Here is a 17,728-nt window from a genome sequence, read left to right on the forward strand (position 1 = left end):
CTTTTCCGTTTCTTTGATTCCGCAACCGGCGGCGAGGCGCTCTACCTACTGAGCGCAACTCGCCGCCGGTTTTTTTGTCCTTGCGCGCAGCGCTACGCTCCTTTTGCCCTCTCTTCTATGAACATTGGTATCGTTTGTTACCCCACTTTCGGCGGCTCGGGCGTCGTGGCCACCGAGCTGGGCAAGGCCCTGGCGCAGCGGGGGCACCGCGTCCATTTCATCACCTACAGCCAGCCGGTGCGGCTCGACTTCTTCAACGAGAACCTGTTCTACCACGAGGTCTATATTCCGCCCTATCCGCTGTTCCAGTTTCCGCCCTACGAGCTGGCACTGGCCAGCAAAATGGTCGACATCACCCAGAACGAGAAGCTCGACGTGCTGCACGTGCACTACGCCATTCCGCACGCCTCGGCCGCCTTCATGGCCAAGCAGATTCTGCTCACCCGCGGCATCCGCATCCCGGTAGTTACCACGCTGCACGGCACCGATATTACGCTGGTGGGCAAGGATGCCAGCTACGAGCCGGTCGTCACGTTCAGCATCAACCAGAGCGATGGCGTAACGGCCGTGTCGGCTGATCTGCGGCGCGAAACCTACGAGCATTTCGCCATCGAGAAGGAGATTGAGGTGATTCCCAACTTCATCAACCTGGAGCGCTTTCAGAAGCAGGCTAAAAACCACTTCCGGGCCGCCATTGCCCCCGAGGGCGAAAAGCTGCTGGTGCACACCAGCAACTTCCGCTCGGTGAAGCGGGTGGACGACGTGGTGAAGATTTTTGCCGGCGTGCGCGCCCAGATGCCCGCCAAGCTGCTGCTGGTCGGCGACGGCCCCGACCGCCCGCGCATCGAAAAGCTCTGCCGCGACATCGGCCTGTGCCAGGACGTGCGCTTTCTGGGCAAGTTGGAGGCCGTGGAAGAAGTGCTCAGCATTGCCGACCTGTTCCTGATGCCTTCCGAGAAGGAAAGCTTCGGTCTGGCCGCCCTGGAGGCCATGGCCTGCGAAGTGCCCGTTATCAGCACCAACGCCGGCGGCATTCCCGAACTCAATGAGCACGGCGTAACCGGCATGGTCAGCAACGTAGGCGACGTGGCCGACATGGTAAAAAACGCCCTCTACGTGCTCGACGATGAGAACCTGCCCCGTTTCAAAGCCGCCGCCCACGCCCGCGCCGAAACTTTCGCCCTCGACACCGTAGTGCCCCTCTACGAAGCCTGCTACCGCCGCGCCATTGAAGCGGTGGCAGTGGGGGTATAACCTGAACTGTCATTGCGAGCAGCGCGAAGCAATCCGTTCAAGCAATGCTCCAAGCCCTAATGAAACGCAAAGCCCCTGACGTCCGTGCTGGCGTCAGGGGCTTTTTCATTTGCAACGAATTTTTCCGGGCACTGGCTACATGGCTGCGCCCTACAATTCCTCATGCGGAGGCGCGGGGCTGGCACTTAGGTAAGCCATACCGGCCGTTACTGCCAGCGTAACTAGAAACAGTAGCAGCGGCGTAGTGCCCGAGTTGCTTCCCATAGCTAGGTATATTCCTAGCCACCAACTGATAAAGGCCGTGAGCAGGGTGGAAACACGACTGGGACGCTTATTGGTTGCTTTAGCTACCACTACCGGCACCAGCAGTCCTATTCCAAGCGGAACACCCACCGCCAGCAGAATAACGGTCCATAATATTGAGCCCATTGACTGCCCCTTAAGCATTTCAGCATGTGCGGGGCCACTCATCAGTACCCATGCCATGACGGCTACTACGCGGTTGCGCATCCGCATTAAAACATAGCCACCGCCTCGCGCTTTATGGCCAGAATGGCGGCGGCGGTGGGGTCGGGCAGCTCGTCGTTCATCATCGTTTCGAGGATGCGGCGGGCCAGTTCGGAGCCGCGGGCCTCGGCCGGGTTGGGCAGCTTCTGAAACTGGGAGCTGATGAGGTTGCTGACGCTGTTCTGGGCCTGCCGCACCGCGTCCCAGGTTTCGGGCTGCATGTAGAGCTGCTGGCTGAGGTTGTGCTCCACTTCGGCCCGAATTTCCTGCAGCAGCAGCCGGTGGTAGTCGGCCGCCGACTGGTTGGCGCTGCTTACGCGCACCAGCAGATTCTGGGGGCTCAGGCGCTCCAGTAGCAGCGTGATGCGCTCCAGGGCCTGCAGGCGCAGCGGCAGCGTGGTTTTGCTGGCTTCCAGGCGCATCTCAATCAGGCGGCGCTGCTGCTCGCGCTCCAGAAACTGCTGGAACAGGAAGTAGATGGCCCCGGCCACAATGAGGGCCGGCAGAATGATTTTGAGCAGATCGAAAATGTAGGCGGTCGTATCCATGCGGGCAGTTGGGTGGAGCGGGCGCGGGTGGTGGCAGGCTTGGAAACCCGGCGCGGCAGCGTAAAGATAGAACGTGAACCGCCGGGGCCAAGCCGTTGTTGTAGCCTCAAACGCCGTTGCCCGGCTCCTTAGTGCGCCGGGCGGCCAGACAGCGGGGCGGGGCCCCGACTCCGGCCGGCGTTGTATCTTTGCTCCCTACTTCTCCTAAACCGACTTTACTATGGCAACGGCCGTTTCCACCAAGCTTGCTCCCATCAGCCTTACTCCCCGCGCCCTGCAGGAGGTTCGCAATATCCTCGTCGAAAAAGCCGTACCCGGCGAATATGGCCTGCGCGTGGGCGTGCAGGGCGGCGGCTGCTCGGGCATGAGCTACCTGCTGGGCTTCGACAAACCCAAGGAGCAGGACGAAACCTTCGACGTTGATGGCGTGCTGCTTATCATGGATAAAAAGCACGCCATGTACGTGCTGGGCATGGAGGTTGACTTCCAGGACGGCCTCAACGCCCGCGGCTTCGTTTTCAATAACCCCCAGGCCAAAAGCACCTGCGGCTGCGGCTCCTCGTTCTCGGCCTAAGCTGCGAGCGACAAACTGACGGCTCTTTCTCAGCCCCATCGGCCTGCCCTTAGACCTGTATTCCCACTGAATTCAACTTATCACGTTATGGATTCCTTTTTGGTTACGCCGGCTTCGGAAGCAGAGTTCAATCTGCTGGCGGCACTTTTTGCCAAGATGCAGGTGCGGGTTCGGTCCGTTTCTGATGCCGATTTAGTAGGGGCCACTGCCTTTATACCTGGTAACCGCGCCGAAGAAGCGCTGGTGGAAGGCATCCGGGAATTGCGCGAGATTCGGGCGGGCCGGCATCAGGCTCAGACTGTGGAAGAATTCTGGCAGGAAGTGGCGGGTGAGTAAGGTCGTCTTTGTGCCAGCCTTTACCCGTGAGGCTAAACGGTTGCTGAAAAAGTATCCTTCCTTGGCTGCCGATTTGCAGACACTCTTTCAACGCTTGGTAACAGACCCAACGTACGGTATAAGCCTAGGGCGAAACTGTTATAAAATCAGGCTTAAAATTGCCAGTAAAAGCACCGGTAGTCGGGGTGGAGCTAGGGTCGTAACTTGCGTAATGGCCGTCGAGGATACCGTTTACCTACTCTCTATTTTCGACAAGTCAGAACAGGACACCATTTCCGACCGACGATTAAAAGAGCTTTTACAACTGTTACCTTCCGAGGGCTCTCTTTAAGAAGATGAAGATTCGAAAAGTCGTTTTGCGAAAGCAAAACGACTTTTTCATTTCACTCCCTGTTAGCTACGAAACCTGCGGCACGGCCGGCAGCAGCGGTTTGGCCAGGAAAGCCCGCACCTGATCCAGACGGTGCCGTACCTGATGCTGTTCGTACTCGCGGGTGAGCGTGGTATCGGTGGCTTTTTCGATCAGGTCGCACTGCTGGCGCAGAGTTTGGCGGCGGGTGAAGGAGCCCGTGCGGCGGGCAATGGTTTCGAGGGCCGAGAGCTGGCGCAGCAGGATGGCTACGTTGTCGTCGCCGCTGCTCCTGATCTGGTCGAAAGCCAGGCACACGAAGTCGTTGAAGTCGCGGGTGCGGGCAATGGCGCGCACCTGACCATCCCTGGCCCGCAGGGGCTGGTGCAGCTCGCGGCTGGCCAGAAACGCCACCATCGCCCCCAGCCGGTCGATGCACATCACGGCCGTGGTCGTGTCGTTGATGCCCGGCGAGAGGGCCTTGAGGGCAATGTCCACAATCTGGCGGAAGCCGAACGCCACGTCCTGCTGGTCGATGCTGCGCTGGGTGTCGATGGTGAAATAGCCGTTGAGCTGGCGCTGCTCCTGGTCGGTGGGCGAGCGGTGGGCGGCGTAGTAGGCCACCGACAGCAGCGGCGTATCCAGCGTTACGAAGTCGCCGAGGCGGTGTTCGAGGCGCACTACGGCGTTTTGCTGGCTGGCGAAATCGAGCAGTTCCTCGCTGGCCACGCCCTGCACGTAGCCGGAAGTGGTGGCCCCCACCGGGTGCCAGCTCAGGTCGGCGGTGCGCAGGTCCTCCTTCGCTTCGGCATCCGCCTCCTCCCCTACCTGCTTGGGGAAAATGCGCGTCATGCTTTCGATAGTTTCCTCGGCGGCCTCGGCAATAATGTTGGCCGCCTGAATGGAGGTGGCAATGTGGTGGATAAAGAAAATCAGCATCCCAATGCTCACCAACGCCATCAGGAGGGCAAACGACACGGCCAGCGGCGGGATGAAGCCGCCCTCGTCGCCGCCCCGGATGGTACGCAGCACCACCAGGCAGTACACGAAAATGCTCACGAAGAAGCCCATGACCACCTGGTTGGCCCGGTCGCGCATGAAGTTGCGCAGGATGCGCGAGGTGTACTGCCCCGACACGGTGGCCAGCGTGGAGAGCGTGAGCGAGAAAATCAGGGCGGCCACCGTAATGGCCGAGCTGGCAATGGCCGAGAGCATGCCGCGCGCGCCATCGGCCCCGGCCCCGAACAGCAGCGGATAGTCGCGGGTCCACTTGTTGCTGGTGCCCGCATCGAGAATTACCAGCGCGTAGGCCAGCAGCAGCGAGGCCACTACCATCAGCGTGGGCACAAACCACAGGCTGGCATTCAGGTTGAGCCACCAACTTTTGAGTTTGTTCATGCGCGGTCCGGGCTTTGGGTAGTGGCCGGCCGGTGGCCGGCTACATTGCTCAGGGCCGACTGCGGGCCGTGGCCGGTGTCTTTCAGGGCCGTGAGCGAGCCGTCGTTTTCGAGCACCACGGCGGCGGCCTTATCAAGCGAGTCGACGCCCTTTTCGCGCAGGGCAGCCATGATTTCGCCCTCCGTGATACGCTGTCGGCGCATGGCATCGGGCAGCAGCTTGCCCTGGTACACGAGCAGCGAGGGTTCGGCTTTGACCAGCTTATCGACTGCCTTGAAGCGTACCGAGAGCCAGGTGATGACGAACTGCAGGCCGATGAGCAGGGCCAGACCCAGCAGCCCATCTACCAGGGGCACGCTTTTGTTGAGGATGGTGGAGGCCAGCGTCGAGCCCAGGGCCACGGTTACAATCAGGTCGAAGGCGTTCATTTTCGACAGCGTGCGCTTGCCCGAAATGCGCAGCATCAGCACCAAGCCCACGTAGGCCAGCACGCCGATAATGAGCAGCCGAAAGATGCTTTCCCAGCCCGAAAAGAATATTTTTTCCATAGTAAACGGCTTACGGATGTCTTAGCCGGGGCCGAGGCCGGCATTGGCGTTGGGCGGCGACGGCAACGGCTTCTTGGGGTCGTCGGGCGGGTCGGCGAGGGTGCCGGGCTCGGCCATGGCCACCTGCACGGGCACGGCCGGCATTTTGGTGGGCAGGCGCAGCTCCAGGATATCGGGCGGCAGCGCGTAGCCGCCGGCCATGAGGGCGATTTTCACCCGGTTCATCACCCGGCTGCGCAACTCCAGCGTGCCGCGGCGGTAGTCGTCGGTGTTGGTCCAGAAATACACCTTGATGTTCACGGTACTCGTCGCCAGCTCATCGACCACGGCAAACGGCTCGCGCTGCGTCAGCACTTCCGATTCCTTTTTTACCTGCTCCAGAATCAGGGCAATGGCGGCGGCCACGTCGTCGTCGTAATCCACGCCCACCGTGAAATCCTGGCGGATGTAGCCGTCGCGGGTGAAGTTGACGAGCGGCTGCTTTAGCACGATGGAATTGGGGATGGAAATGTCGCGGCCGTCGAAGGTGCCCATTTCGGTGGTGCGCAGGTTGAGCTTGGTAATCTGCCCGAACATGTCCTGAATCTGCACCGTGTCGTTCACGCCAAAGGGCCGGTTGAAGGCCAGGATGATACCGGCCAGGAAGTTCTCGGCAATATCCTTGAAAGCAAAGCCCACCACGAAAGCCGACAAGCCCGCCGCGCCCAGAATGCCGCCCACCACGCCCGAAAAGCCCAGAATATTGAGGGCCAGCACAATACCCAGCAGCACCAGCACCCAACGGCCAATCTGGGTCAGGAAATCGGTCAGCAGCGGGTCGTCGGAGTGGGCGCTGAGCTTGGCCGCCAGCCAGCCCCGCAGCCGGCTGGCCCCCACCCACACCACGCCCATCACCACGGCGGCAATCAGCAGCCGCGGCAGCATATACAGCAGCTTTTCCCAGTAAGCATGGAGCACCTGATTGAAATCGTCGAGCATATAGTAGGACTAAATGGGCAGTGCAGGTTGTACGGCCGGGTAGGGTAGCAGTTGCCGACGGCCGCTTATCTTGCGCTATGCGCCGTCTTCTGCTTCCCTCGCTGTTACTGCTGAGCGCCTTCGGGGCGCGGGCCCAGGCTTTCCAACCCGCCGAACTGGCCCGCTGGCAGCGGCAGGCCCGGCAGGTCACCATCACCCGCGACACCTGGGGCGTACCCCACGTGAGCGGCAAAACCGACGCCGATGCCGTGTTCGGGCTGCTGTACGCGCAGTGCGAAGACGACTTTGCGCGGGTGGAAGCCAACTACCTCGATGCGCTGGGCCGCCGGGCCGAGGTGGAAGGCGAAGGCGCCCTCTACCACGACCTGCGCGCCCGCCTGTTCATGGACAGCACCCAGGCCATTGCCGAGTACGGTCGCAGCCCCGCTTGGCTGCGGCAGCTGCTGCAGGCCTTCGCCGACGGCACCAACTATTACCTGGCCACTCACCCCCAAACCAAGCCGTTGCTGCTGCGCCGCTTTCAGCCCTGGATGCCGCTGCTGTTCTCGGAAGGCAGCATTGGCGGTAACATCAGCGTGGTGCCGGTTGGGCGGCTGAAGGCGTTTTACAGCCGCCAGGTGGCGCCCGGCACCGGCTGGCAGCCGCCGCAACTGCCGGCCAGGGAAGATTTGCTCGACCGTTCCTCATTGGGCTCCAACGGCTTTGCCATCGGGCCGCAGCTGAGCGCCAGCGGCCACCCGCTGCTGCTCATCAACCCGCACACTTCGTTCTACTTCCGGCCCGAAGTGCAGATGACCAGCCAGGCCGGCCTGAACGCTTACGGGGCCGTTACCTGGGGGCAGTTCTTTATTTACCAGGGTTTCAACGAGCATTGCGGCTGGATGCACACTTCCAGCTACGCCGACTCGATGGATGAGTACCTCGAAACCGTGGCCCCGCAACCCGACGGCCGCTACACCTACCGCACCGGCACCGAACAGTGCCCCGTGCGCCAGCAGCCCGTGCGCGTGAAGTATCGGGCCGCCGATGGCAGCACCAAGTTCCGCGAGTTCACGGCTTACTACACCCACCACGGCCCGGTGGTGGGCGAGCAGGACGGCCGGTGGCTGACGGTGCGCATGATGGACACACCCGTGGCGGCCCTGGAGCAGTCGTATCTGCGCACCAAGGCCACCGACTACGCCAGCTTTCGGGAGGTGATGAAGCTCAACGGCAACGCTTCCAACAACACGGTGTTTGCCGATAGCAAGGGCACTATTGCCTACTGGCACGGCAACTTCATGCCGAAGCGCGACCCGCAGTTCGACTGGAGCCGGCCGGTGGACGGCAGCGACCCGCGCACCGAGTGGCAGGGCCTGCACAAAGTAGAGGAGATTGTGCAGGTGAAGAACCCGGCCAGCGGCTGGCTCCAGAACTGCAACGCCACGCCCTTCACGGTGGCCGGTCCCGGCAGCTCGCCCACTCCCGCCGCCTACCCCGCCTACATGGCCCCCGACGCCGAAAACTACCGCGGCCTGAACGCCGTGCGCGTCCTCAGCCAGAAGGCCCGCTCGAAATTCACGCTCGATACGCTGCTGGCCGCCGCCCGCGACCCGCACCTGACGGCCTTCGACGAGTTGCTGCCGGCCCTGGCCGACGCCTACCAGACCGTAGCCGACGGCCCCGACGCACCCCAGGGCGACATCCGGGAGGCCATGACGCTGCTCAAAGCCTGGAACCACAACTACGCCACCACCTCGGTGGCTCAAACGGTGGCCACCTACTGGGCCGAGCGGCTGTTGCGCCTGGCCCGCCCCCGCGCCCGGCCCGGCCAGCCCCTCGACCAACTGGCGCTGATTCGCTTCGCCATCAAGAGCACTACGGCTCCCCAAAAGGTAAACGCCCTGCAGGAAACCCTCGATGAGCTGACGGCCTCCTTCGGCAACTGGCGCCAGCCCTGGGGCGACATCAACCGCTTCCAGCGCCTCACCGGCCGCATCGAGGAGGTGTACGACGATAAAAAGCCCAGCCGGCCGGTGGCCTTCACCTCGTCGGCCTGGGGCTCGCTCGCCGCCTTTGGCTCGCGGGCCCGCGCCGGCACCCAGAAACGCTACGGCGACGTGGGCAACAGCTTCGTGGCCGTGGTCGAGTTTGGTCCCCGCGTGCGGGCGCGTTCGGTGCTGGCCGGCGGCGTCAGTGGCCACCCCGCCTCGTCCCACTTCCGCGACCAGGCCCCGCTCTACGTCGAGCAGCAGTTCAAGGACATCTGGTTTTACCCCGAAGACATCAAGCAGCACGCCGAACGCATCTACTCGCCGGGGCAGTAAGGGGAGTGTGTGGGTGAAGGATGAGTTCGGGATAAAAGAACTGTCATGCTGAGCGCAGCCGGAGGCGAAGTCGAAGCATCTCTACAGCTTCGTTGCAGTCGACAGGGTTAGCATTGCATGCGAGATGTTTCGACTTCGCCTCCGGCTGCGCTCAACATGACACGACTTTTACCTTCCCTCTCCCCTGCCCCCCTCTTTTTCCTACTTTCTGCCTATGTCTCCTTTCCACCGCTCTACCCTGCTGGACCGGCTGGCTAGCCAGCCCGAGTGGGACGTGCTCGTTATCGGGGGCGGGGCTACGGGGCTGGGCGTGGCGCTCGATGCCCTGAGCCGGGGATACCGCACGCTGCTGCTGGAGCGCGACGATTTTGCCAAGGGCACCAGCAGCCGCAGCACCAAGCTGGTGCACGGCGGCGTACGCTACCTGGCCCAGGGCGACGTGGGGCTGGTGCGCGAGGCTCTGCACGAGCGCGGCCTGCTACTGCAGAATGCGCCGCATCTCGTCAGAAACCTAGATTTTATCATTCCCAACTACCGCTGGTGGGGCGGCCCGTTCTACACCATCGGCCTGAAGCTGTACGACTGGCTGGCCGGCCGCCGCAGCTTCGGCGACTCGCGGCACCTGAGCCGCACCGAAACGCTGCGCCGCCTCGGCAACCTGCGCCCGGAAGGGCTGCGCGGCGGCGTGCTCTACCACGACGGTCAGTTTGATGATGCCCGCCTGGCCATCAACCTGGCCCAAACGGCCCTCGAAGCCGGCGGCACCGTGCTCAACCACTGCGCCGTAACCGGCCTGCGCAAAGACGCCGCCGGCCGCCTGTGCGGCGTGCAGGCCCACGACCAGGAAACCGGCCGCACCTACGAGCTGCGGGCCAGGGTAATAGTGAATGCCACCGGCGTGTTCGTAGATGAGCTGCTACGCCTCGATGAGCCCGCTGCCCGCCCGCTGGTGCAGCCCAGCCAGGGCGTGCATCTGGTAGTGAGTCAGGACTTTCTACCCGGCAACTGCGCGCTGATGATTCCGAAAACCGACGACGGCCGGGTGCTGTTCGCCGTGCCCTGGCAGGGCCGCCTGCTGCTGGGCACCACCGATACGCCGCTGCCCGCCGCCAGCCCCGAACCCCGGGCCCAGGAGGAGGAAATTGACTTCATTCTGCGCACCGCCGGCCGCTACCTGAGCCGCGCCCCCACCCGCGCCGACGTGCTGAGCGTGTTTGCCGGCCTGCGTCCCCTGGCTGCTCCCACTGACGGCGCCACCAGCACCAAGGAAATTTCGCGCAGCCACAAGATTATCGTATCCAAAAGTGGCTTGCTTACCATTACGGGGGGCAAATGGACAACCTACCGCCGCATGGGCGAAGACGTGGTGGACCGCGCCCTGAAGCTGGGCGGGCTGCCGCCTGCCCCCAGCCGTACCGCCCGGCTGCCCATCCACGGCGCCCAGCCCACCCCCGACCACCATGCGCCGCTGGCCGCCTACGGCACCGATGCGCCGGCGCTGCGCCAGCTCATGCGCGAGCAGCCCGCCCTGGCCGAAAAGCTAGTGCCGGGCTTCGATTTTACGAAGGCCGAAGTGGTATGGGGCGCCCGCTACGAGCTGGCCCGCACCGTGGAGGATGTGCTGGCCCGCCGGGTGCGGCTGCTGTTTCTGGATGCCCGGACCGCCAGCCAAGCCGCGCCGACAGTAGCCGAGTTGCTGGCCCACGAATTGGGCCACGATGCAACCTGGCAGCAGCAACAGGTGGCCGAATTCACGGAACTGGCGCGCGGGTACGTGCTCTAGCGCGCAGCCACTGCAGCCCCGCCCGCTACGCCAGTTGGTGCGGGTAGCCGATAATTTCGGCTTCGGCGGCCAGCTGGGCCCAGTCGGTTAGTTCGGCGTTTAGGGCCTGCGCGGTGGCCTGGGTGAGCGGCTCGTGGCGGTAGAAGCGGGCGACGTCGGCGGCTTCGAGGGGTTCGCGCTCGGTTTCGTCGAGGTAGTAGCCGTTGGCCCAGTCGGCGTAGGTTTCGGGGTTCTGGTCGAAGATGGCCAGCAGATCCTCCGAGCCGTCGTCCTCCGCCTCATCCACTACGCCGGTTTGCCAGCCGTGGGCGGGCGTGTACCACAGGCAGAACGTGGTGCCGATGGAAGCCACCGGCTCGCCGAACATAAACTCCTCGAAGGCGGCGGGCAGGCCCCGGGTAAGCTGCCCCTTATCGGCCGCCTCATAGCCCGAAAGCGCGCCGTTGATGCAGCAGCCCTCCGGCCGGAACAGCACCAGCAGCTGGTCGCCCTCGCCGTCGTTCATCTCCAGCAGCTGTTCGTCGGTGTCCCACTCGGGGTCGTAGGTGTAGTAGCGGTACTCGGGGTCGGGCGAGTTGATGGCGTCGAGCATGGCCAGGGCCTGGCCGAGGCGTTGCAAATCGGCAGCGGGCGGCAGGCCGGCGGGGTTGTGAGTGGAAAGCATTTTGGGAGGCTTTTAGCCGACAGCTCTTAGCCGTTAGCTGATGGTCTACTAAAACAGAATGTACGTTCGCACCGGGCATTTACCCACAGCCGAAACGAATGTTTCGGCCCGCAGGCTATGATAACACCCACCGGCTGCTCAATACGTCTTCGTCATATCGGCCGGCACGACCAGCACGAAATCGGCCTTCTGCTGATTATCCTTATCCAGCTTGCCCAACTGCTCCTGCGAAACCGTGCTGATGGTGAGCACCTTCAGCTGCGGGTTTTGCTGGCGCAGGTAGGCCAGGATGCCGTCGTGGTTGTCGGAGTGGTAACTGCCGTTGAGGTGCAGCAGCAAGTGGCCGGGCGGCCGGGCCTGGTTGAGGAAGTAGGCCATGGTGGCATCCTTGAGGGCCTGGGCCTGGATGATGTTCTGCACGCCAGCGGCGTGGGCCGCGTCGCCGCCGAACATTTTCACCATGTTCTTATAGCCGGGCAGTTCGTAATCCACCGCCATAGGCAGCGGGGGCAGCCAGACTTTGGTGGTGGGGCTCAGCGTGTCGAGGGCGGCGAGGCTGCCTTTGGCTACCAGCGAGGCGTAGCGGCGCGGTACGTTGGTGCCCACCACCCGGAATTTCTGCTGCCGCGCCAGCTGCAGCAGCGGCTTGTAGTCGGTGCCGTAGTTGGGCCAGGGGCGGCTGCCGGCTTCGAAGGCCCGGTCGTCCAGCTCGCCGGTCGTGTACGCATCGACCAGCGGCTGCACGTCGCGCTCGAACATTTCGAGGCCCAGCACCAACTGGCCCTGCTTCAGGCGCAGCAAATCTTTGGTGAGCTGGAGTTGCAGCCAGTGCGCGATGGGGTCGTTGTGCTGCTCGCCGAAGAACACCACGTCGGCCGTAGCCAGCTTTTTCAGCATGGCCTCGTAGCCCACCGGCTTGCCGCCGGCCGCAAACAGGCGGTAGGCCGGCCGGTCCTGGGCCTGGGCCAGAGTGGGCCCGATAAGCAGTAGCAGAAAGAGGAGAATACGCATACCTCAAAGATACGTCTGCCACTGCGCCTTCTGCGAAAACACTGCGTCCTCTGCGGGCTAAGTCGTTGTTACGATTTTAGCCCGCAGAGGACGCAGTGTTTTCGCAGAAGGCGCAGTGCTGTTCGGTTAGCCTTTATAAAACAGCCACTTCGATAGCTCGCCGTAGGTGATTTTCTTGCCGTACATGAGCACGCCCACGCGGTAGATGCGCGCCGCTATCCAGACGGTGAAGATGAAACCCGCAATCAGCAGCACAATGGAGAGGGCCAGCTGCCACACCGGCACCCCGAACGGCAGCCGGATAACCATGGCAATGGGCGAGGTAAACGGAATCATCGACATCCAGAAAGCCACCGGCCCGTCGGGGTTGCGCAGAATCACGCTCACGCCGATAATGTAGCTTAGAATCAGCGGCATGGTAATCGGAAACATGAACTGCTGGGTGTCGGTCTGGTCGTCGACGGCCGCCCCGATGGCCCCGAACAGCGCCCCGTAGAGCAGGTAGCCGCCCAAAAAGTAAATCACGAAGCCGACGGCAATCATGCCCAGCGGCAGCCCGCGCAGGGCTTTGAATACGCTGAACCGCTCCGATACGGCGGCGGCCGGGTCGGCAGAAGTCGCGGCGGCGTTGTCGGCGCTGGCTACTTCGGCGCCGCCCATCACTTTGGCGGCCCGCTCGGTGCCGCCGGGGTTGGCGGCGGTTTCGGTTTTGGCCGTGGCGGCCAGCTTGTCGGCAAACACGGCCGTAACCACCGAGGTGGCTCCTACCGACAGGATGCCCCAGAGCAGGAACTGGGTCAGGCCCACGGCCGCAATGCCCACAATCTTGCCCATCATCATCTCAAACGGCTTCACCGACGAGAGCATCACCTCCATAATCCGGCTCGACTTCTCCTCGCCCACGCCGCGCATAATCTGCACGCCGTACATGAAAATGAACAGGTAAATCAGCAGCGCCAGCGCGTAGGCAATGCCCGAGGTGGCCAGGGCGTTGCTGTTTTTCTCCTTGCCGCTTTCGTCGAGGTTGATGCTGTCCACGTCGATGTTGGTTTTCAGCGCATCCAGCTTTTCCTGCGACAAGCCCGAAGCGCGCATCTTGTCCTCCGAAAACAGCTTGTCGAGGGCGTTTTCCACGGCCTGCTGCTTGCGGATGCTCACGTTGCCCTTGGCGTAGAGCTGCACGCCCTTGGGGGCCTCCAGGCTCAGGCCGGCCGGCAGGTACAGCAACCCGTCGTCCTCCGATTTGAGGTAGTCCTTTTTCACCGTTTCCAGCGTGCCCTGCACGGGCTTGAACAGCATCTGCTTGGTCGAAACGAGCCGGGCGCCCAGGTTTTGCCCGCTGGTATCGAGCACCTGCACCACTTCCTGGGTGTCGTTGTCGGAAGTGGCAATCTTGACGATGAAGAAGCCGAACGCGGCCACAATCAGCGGCACGAGCAGCGTCATAATCAGGAAGCTGCGCTTTTTTACCCGGGTCAGGTATTCGCGCTGGGCAATGAGCCAGAAGTTGGAAGGCATAGTTTGGAGAGTGTGGGGGCTAAAATTAATGCGCGCTTTTGGGAGCCGGGTCGTTCTTGCGTCGCGCCTCACCCCCCGGCCCCCTCTCCGAAAAAGGAGAGGGGGTGCGTTCGACGAAACCTACCGGACCGCTTGTAAGGGCTGCCGTGGCTCCCCCTCTCCTTCTTCGGAGAGGGGGCCGGGGGGTGAGGCGCGACGTTGAATAGCTAAAGAATCAGACGGCCTCTTCCAGCAGCGTTTCGGGCATGGTTTCCTTCACCCGGCGGATGAAGATTTCGTTGATGCTCGGAATCAGCTCGCGGAAAGCGTGCACCTCCACGTTGCCGATGAGGTAGCGCAGCAAATCGTTGGGCGTGGTGCCGGCGTGCAGCCGGATAATGTCGTGGAAGTGGCCGTTTTCGCGCTCATTGTGCTCCAGCACCTCAAAGTCGGGGTGCATCACCATCAGCCGGCCCTTGCCCTCCACCGAGTAGGTCTGGGTGCGGAAGGCGTCCTTCACGGTGCTCACCGGCCCGTCGAGCACCTTGCGGCTGCGGTTGATGAGGGCGATGTTGTCGCACATTTCCTCCACCGATTCCATGCGGTGCGTGGCCAGGATGATGGTCGCGCCCTTGTCGCGCAGGGCCAGGATTTCGTCCTTGATGAGGTTGGCGTTGATGGGGTCGAAACCCGAAAACGGCTCGTCGAGGATGATGATGCTGGGCTCGTGGAGCACGGTGGCAATAAACTGCACCTTCTGCTGCATGCCCTTGCTCAGGTCTTCCACATTCTTCTCCACCCAGGGCGTCAGGTCGAAGCGCTGCACCCAGGCCTTGATGCGCTGGGTGGCATCGGTGCGGCTCAGCCCTTTGAGGCGGGCCAGGTACAGCAGTTGCTCGCCCACTTTCATCTTCTTGTACAAGCCGCGCTCCTCGGGCAGGTAGCCGATTTCGCCGATGTGCTTGGGGGCCAGCTTCTCGCCCCGGATGCGGATTTCGCCCGCGTCGGCGCCGGTTATCTGGGTAATGATGCGGATGAGCGAGGTTTTGCCGGCGCCGTTGGGCCCGAGCAGGCCGTAAATGCTCCGGTCCGGAATTTCCAGGCTCACATCGTTCAGGGCGACGTGCTCGCCGTAGGTTTTGCGCACGTTCAGGGCTTCGAGGGCTGGTTGCATTCTTGTTGAGCTGTTCGCTTTTAGCTGAGCGCTGTCAGCTGATGTTCAGGAGAGCCAATACCCGCGGAAATTTGCGGATGCTTAAATGTAGCGTTTTCTGAATTCTTGATTGGACGATTTTCAACCAACAGGCCGCCTCAGTCCCGCAACTCGCGCAGAGCCGCTTCCAGCTGGTCGAGGTGGCGGCCGTAGCGGTGCTGATGTTCCTTTCGGCCCACTGCATAGGCGGCATAGAGTAGTGCGGCTAAAGCCACTGTTGCCCCCCCCGCAACTCCCATATGCCAGCCCCAATCGGGGTGAGCCGGAGCTAAGTAGGTCCATATGTGCTTCCAGCGGACTACCATTACTGTTGCCATCAATAGCAGCAGAGCAACTACCCCTACATAGTCATGCAGGCGCATCAATTGGCGAAACCTGCTAATCCGGCTGTTCAGAAAGTGGTAAAGGTCGTCATGCTGCTGCTCCATTTGGCTAATAAGTTGCTGGCGCTGATACACAATCATCCCCACCACGCACAATATCAGCAAGATACCCGCCGCGAATAGCTGCATTTTAGTAGAATGCCGAAAGAATATCAATGCATCAAAAACGATTAATACTATTCCCATCAGTACCAGCTTCACCTCCCGAGAGGCATTCCTTTTCAGCTTAAACAGTGGATTGGAGGAAGTTTGAGAAGCGAGCATAGTGCGCAGATTTTGGTCAGAAGAAGTAAAGTCAGTAGACTGGTCAGTGGGCTGGTCCTGCCAGCGGCTCCGAAAATCGTCGAGTTCCATCAGGCGGGTTGGGTTAACAGTTGGCGAAGCTTGTCCTGCACGCGGTGCATTTTCACGCGCACGTTGTTGGGGGTGATGCCGAGGATGTCGGCCATTTCGGCGTAGGTCTTTTCTTCGAGGTAGAGCAGTACGAAAGCCTTTTCGACGTCGGAGAGGCGGGCAATGGCCCGGTAGAGCTCGGCCAAGTCGTCGGGGTCGGGGCCTTCGGGCGGGGGAGCGGGCACTTCGGGCAGGCCGTCGGGGCCGGGCAGGCGGTCGGCGGCGGGGCGGCGGGTGCGGCGGCGCAGGTCCGATATAGCCACGTTCAGCGCCACCCGATACAGCCAGGTGCCCACCTGCACCTCGGGCCGGGCCTCGTAGCGCGGCCACGCCCGCCACAGCTGCAGCACGATTTCCTGGTACAAATCCTGCCGGTCGTCGGCATCGGCGCAGTACAGGCGCGCCGCCCGCCGCAGCCGCGGCTGGTGGGCATTCAGCATTTCCAGGAATTCCGGTGCAAGCGGGGCAGATGCCATCAGGAGAACATTTGTAGCCTATATCGGCCGTTTCCCATCAGCATTACAAGCAGCGCTGAAAAATTTCTCACCGAGGCGCGCCGAGGGAGGCGCGGTGGCTAAAAGGAGGTTCTCGCTTTACCGCCGCGCATCCCTCGGCGCCCCTCGGCCAGAAAACAAAAACGCCCACCCCCAAAAAGGGGCGGGCGTTAGCAGGCTATACGAATCTGCGAAATCAGCGGAAGAATCAGCAGAAATCTGTGATTCTACGCGAAGTACTCCTTCACTTTCTCGAAGAAGCCCTTCTCGTTTTTGCCGGGGCTGGGCACGAAATTGCGGGAGTCGCGCAGCTTTTCGAGCAGCTCGCGCTCCTCTCCGCTCACGCTCTTGGGGGTCCAGACGTTGAGGTGGATGAGCTGGTCGCCGCGGCCATAGCCGTTGATGTCTTTGATGCCCTTGCCGCGCAGGCGCAGGATTTTGCCCGGCTGGGTGCCCGGCTCCACCTTAATCTTCACCTTGCCCTCAATAGTCGGCACTTCGATGTTGGAGCCCAGGGCGGCATCCACGAACGAGATGTACTGCTCGAACATGATGTTGTTGCCCTCGCGGCGTAGCAGCTCGTGCGGCTCCTCCTCAATCTGGATGAGCAGGTCGCCGGGCACGCCACCGCGCTCGGGGTAGTTGCCCTTGCCGGTCATGCTCAGCTGCATGCCTTCGGCCACGCCGGCCGGAATGTTGATGGGAATAACTTCCTCGTGCAACTGGCGGCCGTCGCCCTTGCACACGTCGCAGGTGCTGGTTACCACCTTGCCCTCGCCCTCGCAGGTGGGGCAGGTGCTGGCGCTCACCATCTGGCCGAGCATGGTGTTCACCACGCGCTTCACCTGGCCCTGGCCCTGGCAGGTCTGGCAGGTTTTCAGGTCGGTACCGTTTTTGGCGCCGGTGCCCGAGCACGGCTCGCAGGCCACGTAGCGCTTCACCTTGATTTTCTTCTCGACGCCGTTGGCGACTTCCTCTAAGTCGAGCTTGAGCTTGATGCGCAGGTTGGAACCCTTGCGCACGCGCCGCCCGGCCTGCTGGCCGCGGCCGCCCCCACCAAAGAAGCTCTCGAAGCCCCCGCCGCCGAAAATGTCGCCGAACTGGCTGAAGATGTCCTCCATGTTCTGGGGGCCACCGCCGCCACCGCCCATGCCCTGGTGGCCGTAACGGTCGTAACGGGCACGCTTCTGCTCGTCGCTGAGCACCTCGTAGGCCTCAGCGGCTTCCTTGAACTTGTCCTCGGCCGTCGGGTCGTCGGGGTTTTTGTCGGGGTGGTATTTGATGGCCACCTTGCGGTAGGCCTTCTTAATCTCGTCGCCCGCCGCGTTTTTGGCCACGCTCAGCACTTCGTAATAATCTCGCTTCGTTGCCATGTTTGTTAAGCTTTTAGCTGACAGCTACTAGCTGTTAGCTTTTGGTCTGCTTCTCGTCTTCGACTGATGATTAAATCGAAAGCGGCATGTAGTTGTCCGTGAGCGACTACTCGCTCTTG

Annotated in this window: 16 protein-coding genes; 5 read left to right on the plus strand and 11 right to left on the minus strand. The window is 62.3% G+C overall.

Features of this window, described 5'->3' with window-relative positions; translation table 11 throughout:
• Positions 1 to 117: 117 nt before the first annotated feature.
• Complete coding sequence (bshA, locus tag H145_RS0108660; RefSeq protein WP_019947749.1) at positions 118 to 1,254, plus strand: N-acetyl-alpha-D-glucosaminyl L-malate synthase BshA; 1,137 nt, start codon at positions 118 to 120, stop codon at positions 1,252 to 1,254.
• 515 nt (positions 1,255 to 1,769) lie between these two features.
• On the opposite strand, the gene H145_RS0108665 is transcribed toward bshA, so the two are convergent.
• Positions 1,770 to 2,309, minus strand: coding sequence for a DUF7935 family protein (locus H145_RS0108665; RefSeq protein WP_019947750.1), 540 nt, complete (start codon positions 2,307 to 2,309; stop codon positions 1,770 to 1,772).
• Positions 2,310 to 2,529: 220 nt separating this feature from the next.
• Between H145_RS0108665 and H145_RS0108670 the strand changes: the two genes are divergently transcribed.
• Entirely contained in the window at positions 2,530 to 2,883 is a 354-nt protein-coding gene (locus H145_RS0108670; RefSeq protein ID WP_019947751.1) for a HesB/IscA family protein, read from the plus strand.
• 87 nt (positions 2,884 to 2,970) lie between these two features.
• Positions 2,971 to 3,219: a hypothetical protein gene (locus H145_RS0108675; protein ID WP_019947752.1), complete on the plus strand. Its 249-nt coding sequence runs from the start codon at positions 2,971 to 2,973 to the stop codon at positions 3,217 to 3,219.
• Between the two features lie 397 nt (positions 3,220 to 3,616).
• On the opposite strand, the gene H145_RS0108680 is transcribed toward H145_RS0108675, so the two are convergent.
• Genes H145_RS0108680 through H145_RS20590 form a run of 3 tightly spaced genes read right to left on the minus strand, consistent with a single transcriptional unit; the run spans position 3,617 to position 6,492 of the window.
• The gene (locus tag H145_RS0108680; protein ID WP_019947753.1) at positions 3,617 to 4,966 is read right to left on the minus strand and encodes a DUF2254 domain-containing protein; all 1,350 of its coding nucleotides are present in this window, start codon (positions 4,964 to 4,966) and stop codon (positions 3,617 to 3,619) included.
• A complete protein-coding gene (locus H145_RS0108685) occupies positions 4,963 to 5,514 on the minus strand; it encodes a DUF421 domain-containing protein (protein ID WP_019947754.1) in 552 nt (183 codons plus the stop codon). The genes H145_RS0108680 and H145_RS0108685 overlap by 4 nt, the downstream gene beginning before the upstream one ends.
• 21 nt (positions 5,515 to 5,535) lie before the next feature.
• Positions 5,536 to 6,492 carry a mechanosensitive ion channel family protein gene (locus H145_RS20590; protein ID WP_019947755.1) on the minus strand — a complete coding sequence of 319 codons (957 nt, stop codon included), beginning with the start codon at positions 6,490 to 6,492 and terminating at the stop codon, positions 5,536 to 5,538.
• Positions 6,493 to 6,569: 77 nt separating this feature from the next.
• Here H145_RS20590 and H145_RS0108695 point away from each other — a divergent pair, with 77 nt between their 5' ends.
• The gene (locus tag H145_RS0108695; protein WP_019947756.1) at positions 6,570 to 8,798 is read left to right on the plus strand and encodes a penicillin acylase family protein; all 2,229 of its coding nucleotides are present in this window, start codon (positions 6,570 to 6,572) and stop codon (positions 8,796 to 8,798) included.
• A 214-nt stretch (positions 8,799 to 9,012) separates the two neighbouring features.
• Positions 9,013 to 10,581 (plus strand): glycerol-3-phosphate dehydrogenase/oxidase, encoded by a 1,569-nt coding sequence (locus H145_RS0108700; RefSeq protein ID WP_019947757.1) that lies wholly within the window; start codon positions 9,013 to 9,015, stop codon positions 10,579 to 10,581.
• A gap of 25 nt (positions 10,582 to 10,606) precedes the next feature.
• On the opposite strand, the gene H145_RS0108705 is transcribed toward H145_RS0108700, so the two are convergent.
• From H145_RS0108705 to dnaJ, 7 genes are all read right to left on the minus strand, one after another.
• Positions 10,607 to 11,245 carry a hypothetical protein gene (locus H145_RS0108705; protein WP_019947758.1) on the minus strand — a complete coding sequence of 213 codons (639 nt, stop codon included), beginning with the start codon at positions 11,243 to 11,245 and terminating at the stop codon, positions 10,607 to 10,609.
• Positions 11,246 to 11,383: 138 nt separating this feature from the next.
• The gene (locus tag H145_RS0108710; protein ID WP_019947759.1) at positions 11,384 to 12,256 is read right to left on the minus strand and encodes a ChaN family lipoprotein; all 873 of its coding nucleotides are present in this window, start codon (positions 12,254 to 12,256) and stop codon (positions 11,384 to 11,386) included.
• A 126-nt stretch (positions 12,257 to 12,382) separates the two neighbouring features.
• On the minus strand, positions 12,383 to 13,774 hold the full coding sequence (locus H145_RS0108715) for an ABC transporter permease (protein WP_019947760.1): 1,392 nt from the start codon (positions 13,772 to 13,774) through the stop codon (positions 12,383 to 12,385).
• Positions 13,775 to 13,988: 214 nt separating this feature from the next.
• The gene (locus tag H145_RS0108720) at positions 13,989 to 14,927 is read right to left on the minus strand and encodes an ABC transporter ATP-binding protein (RefSeq protein ID WP_019947761.1); all 939 of its coding nucleotides are present in this window, start codon (positions 14,925 to 14,927) and stop codon (positions 13,989 to 13,991) included.
• A 137-nt stretch (positions 14,928 to 15,064) separates the two neighbouring features.
• Positions 15,065 to 15,703 carry a hypothetical protein gene (locus H145_RS0108725; RefSeq protein ID WP_019947762.1) on the minus strand — a complete coding sequence of 213 codons (639 nt, stop codon included), beginning with the start codon at positions 15,701 to 15,703 and terminating at the stop codon, positions 15,065 to 15,067.
• On the minus strand, positions 15,703 to 16,218 hold the full coding sequence (locus H145_RS0108730; RefSeq protein WP_026351372.1) for an RNA polymerase sigma factor: 516 nt from the start codon (positions 16,216 to 16,218) through the stop codon (positions 15,703 to 15,705). Before H145_RS0108730 ends, H145_RS0108725 begins: the two co-directional genes overlap by 1 nt.
• A 245-nt stretch (positions 16,219 to 16,463) precedes the next feature.
• Entirely contained in the window at positions 16,464 to 17,609 is a 1,146-nt protein-coding gene (gene dnaJ / locus H145_RS0108735) for a molecular chaperone DnaJ (protein WP_019947764.1), read from the minus strand.
• Positions 17,610 to 17,728 lie beyond the last annotated feature (119 nt).

It is taken from the genome of Hymenobacter aerophilus DSM 13606 (assembly GCF_000382225.1).
GTDB classification, from domain to species: domain Bacteria; phylum Bacteroidota; class Bacteroidia; order Cytophagales; family Hymenobacteraceae; genus Hymenobacter; species Hymenobacter aerophilus.

What these genes read in the sequence shown, in the direction of transcription:
- H145_RS0108685 (WP_019947754.1), bottom strand. Translation starts at nt 5,514, where the DNA reads ATGGAAAAAATATTCTTTTCGGGCTGGGAAAGCATCTTTCGGCTGCTC.
- H145_RS0108665 (WP_019947750.1), bottom strand. Translation starts at nt 2,309, where the DNA reads ATGGATACGACCGCCTACATTTTCGATCTGCTCAAAATCATTCTGCCG.
- H145_RS0108730 (WP_026351372.1), bottom strand. Translation starts at nt 16,218, where the DNA reads ATGGCATCTGCCCCGCTTGCACCGGAATTCCTGGAAATGCTGAATGCC.
- H145_RS20590 (WP_019947755.1), bottom strand. Translation starts at nt 6,492, where the DNA reads ATGCTCGACGATTTCAATCAGGTGCTCCATGCTTACTGGGAAAAGCTG.
- H145_RS0108700 (WP_019947757.1), top strand. Translation starts at nt 9,013, where the DNA reads ATGTCTCCTTTCCACCGCTCTACCCTGCTGGACCGGCTGGCTAGCCAG.
- H145_RS0108670 (WP_019947751.1), top strand. Translation starts at nt 2,530, where the DNA reads ATGGCAACGGCCGTTTCCACCAAGCTTGCTCCCATCAGCCTTACTCCC.
- H145_RS0108680 (WP_019947753.1), bottom strand. Translation starts at nt 4,966, where the DNA reads ATGAACAAACTCAAAAGTTGGTGGCTCAACCTGAATGCCAGCCTGTGG.
- H145_RS0108715 (WP_019947760.1), bottom strand. Translation starts at nt 13,774, where the DNA reads ATGCCTTCCAACTTCTGGCTCATTGCCCAGCGCGAATACCTGACCCGG.
- H145_RS0108705 (WP_019947758.1), bottom strand. Translation starts at nt 11,245, where the DNA reads ATGCTTTCCACTCACAACCCCGCCGGCCTGCCGCCCGCTGCCGATTTG.
- H145_RS0108725 (WP_019947762.1), bottom strand. Translation starts at nt 15,703, where the DNA reads ATGGAACTCGACGATTTTCGGAGCCGCTGGCAGGACCAGCCCACTGAC.
- H145_RS0108710 (WP_019947759.1), bottom strand. Translation starts at nt 12,256, where the DNA reads ATGCGTATTCTCCTCTTTCTGCTACTGCTTATCGGGCCCACTCTGGCC.
- H145_RS0108675 (WP_019947752.1), top strand. Translation starts at nt 2,971, where the DNA reads ATGGATTCCTTTTTGGTTACGCCGGCTTCGGAAGCAGAGTTCAATCTG.
- bshA (WP_019947749.1), top strand. Translation starts at nt 118, where the DNA reads ATGAACATTGGTATCGTTTGTTACCCCACTTTCGGCGGCTCGGGCGTC.
- H145_RS0108720 (WP_019947761.1), bottom strand. Translation starts at nt 14,927, where the DNA reads ATGCAACCAGCCCTCGAAGCCCTGAACGTGCGCAAAACCTACGGCGAG.
- H145_RS0108695 (WP_019947756.1), top strand. Translation starts at nt 6,570, where the DNA reads ATGCGCCGTCTTCTGCTTCCCTCGCTGTTACTGCTGAGCGCCTTCGGG.
- dnaJ (WP_019947764.1), bottom strand. Translation starts at nt 17,609, where the DNA reads ATGGCAACGAAGCGAGATTATTACGAAGTGCTGAGCGTGGCCAAAAAC.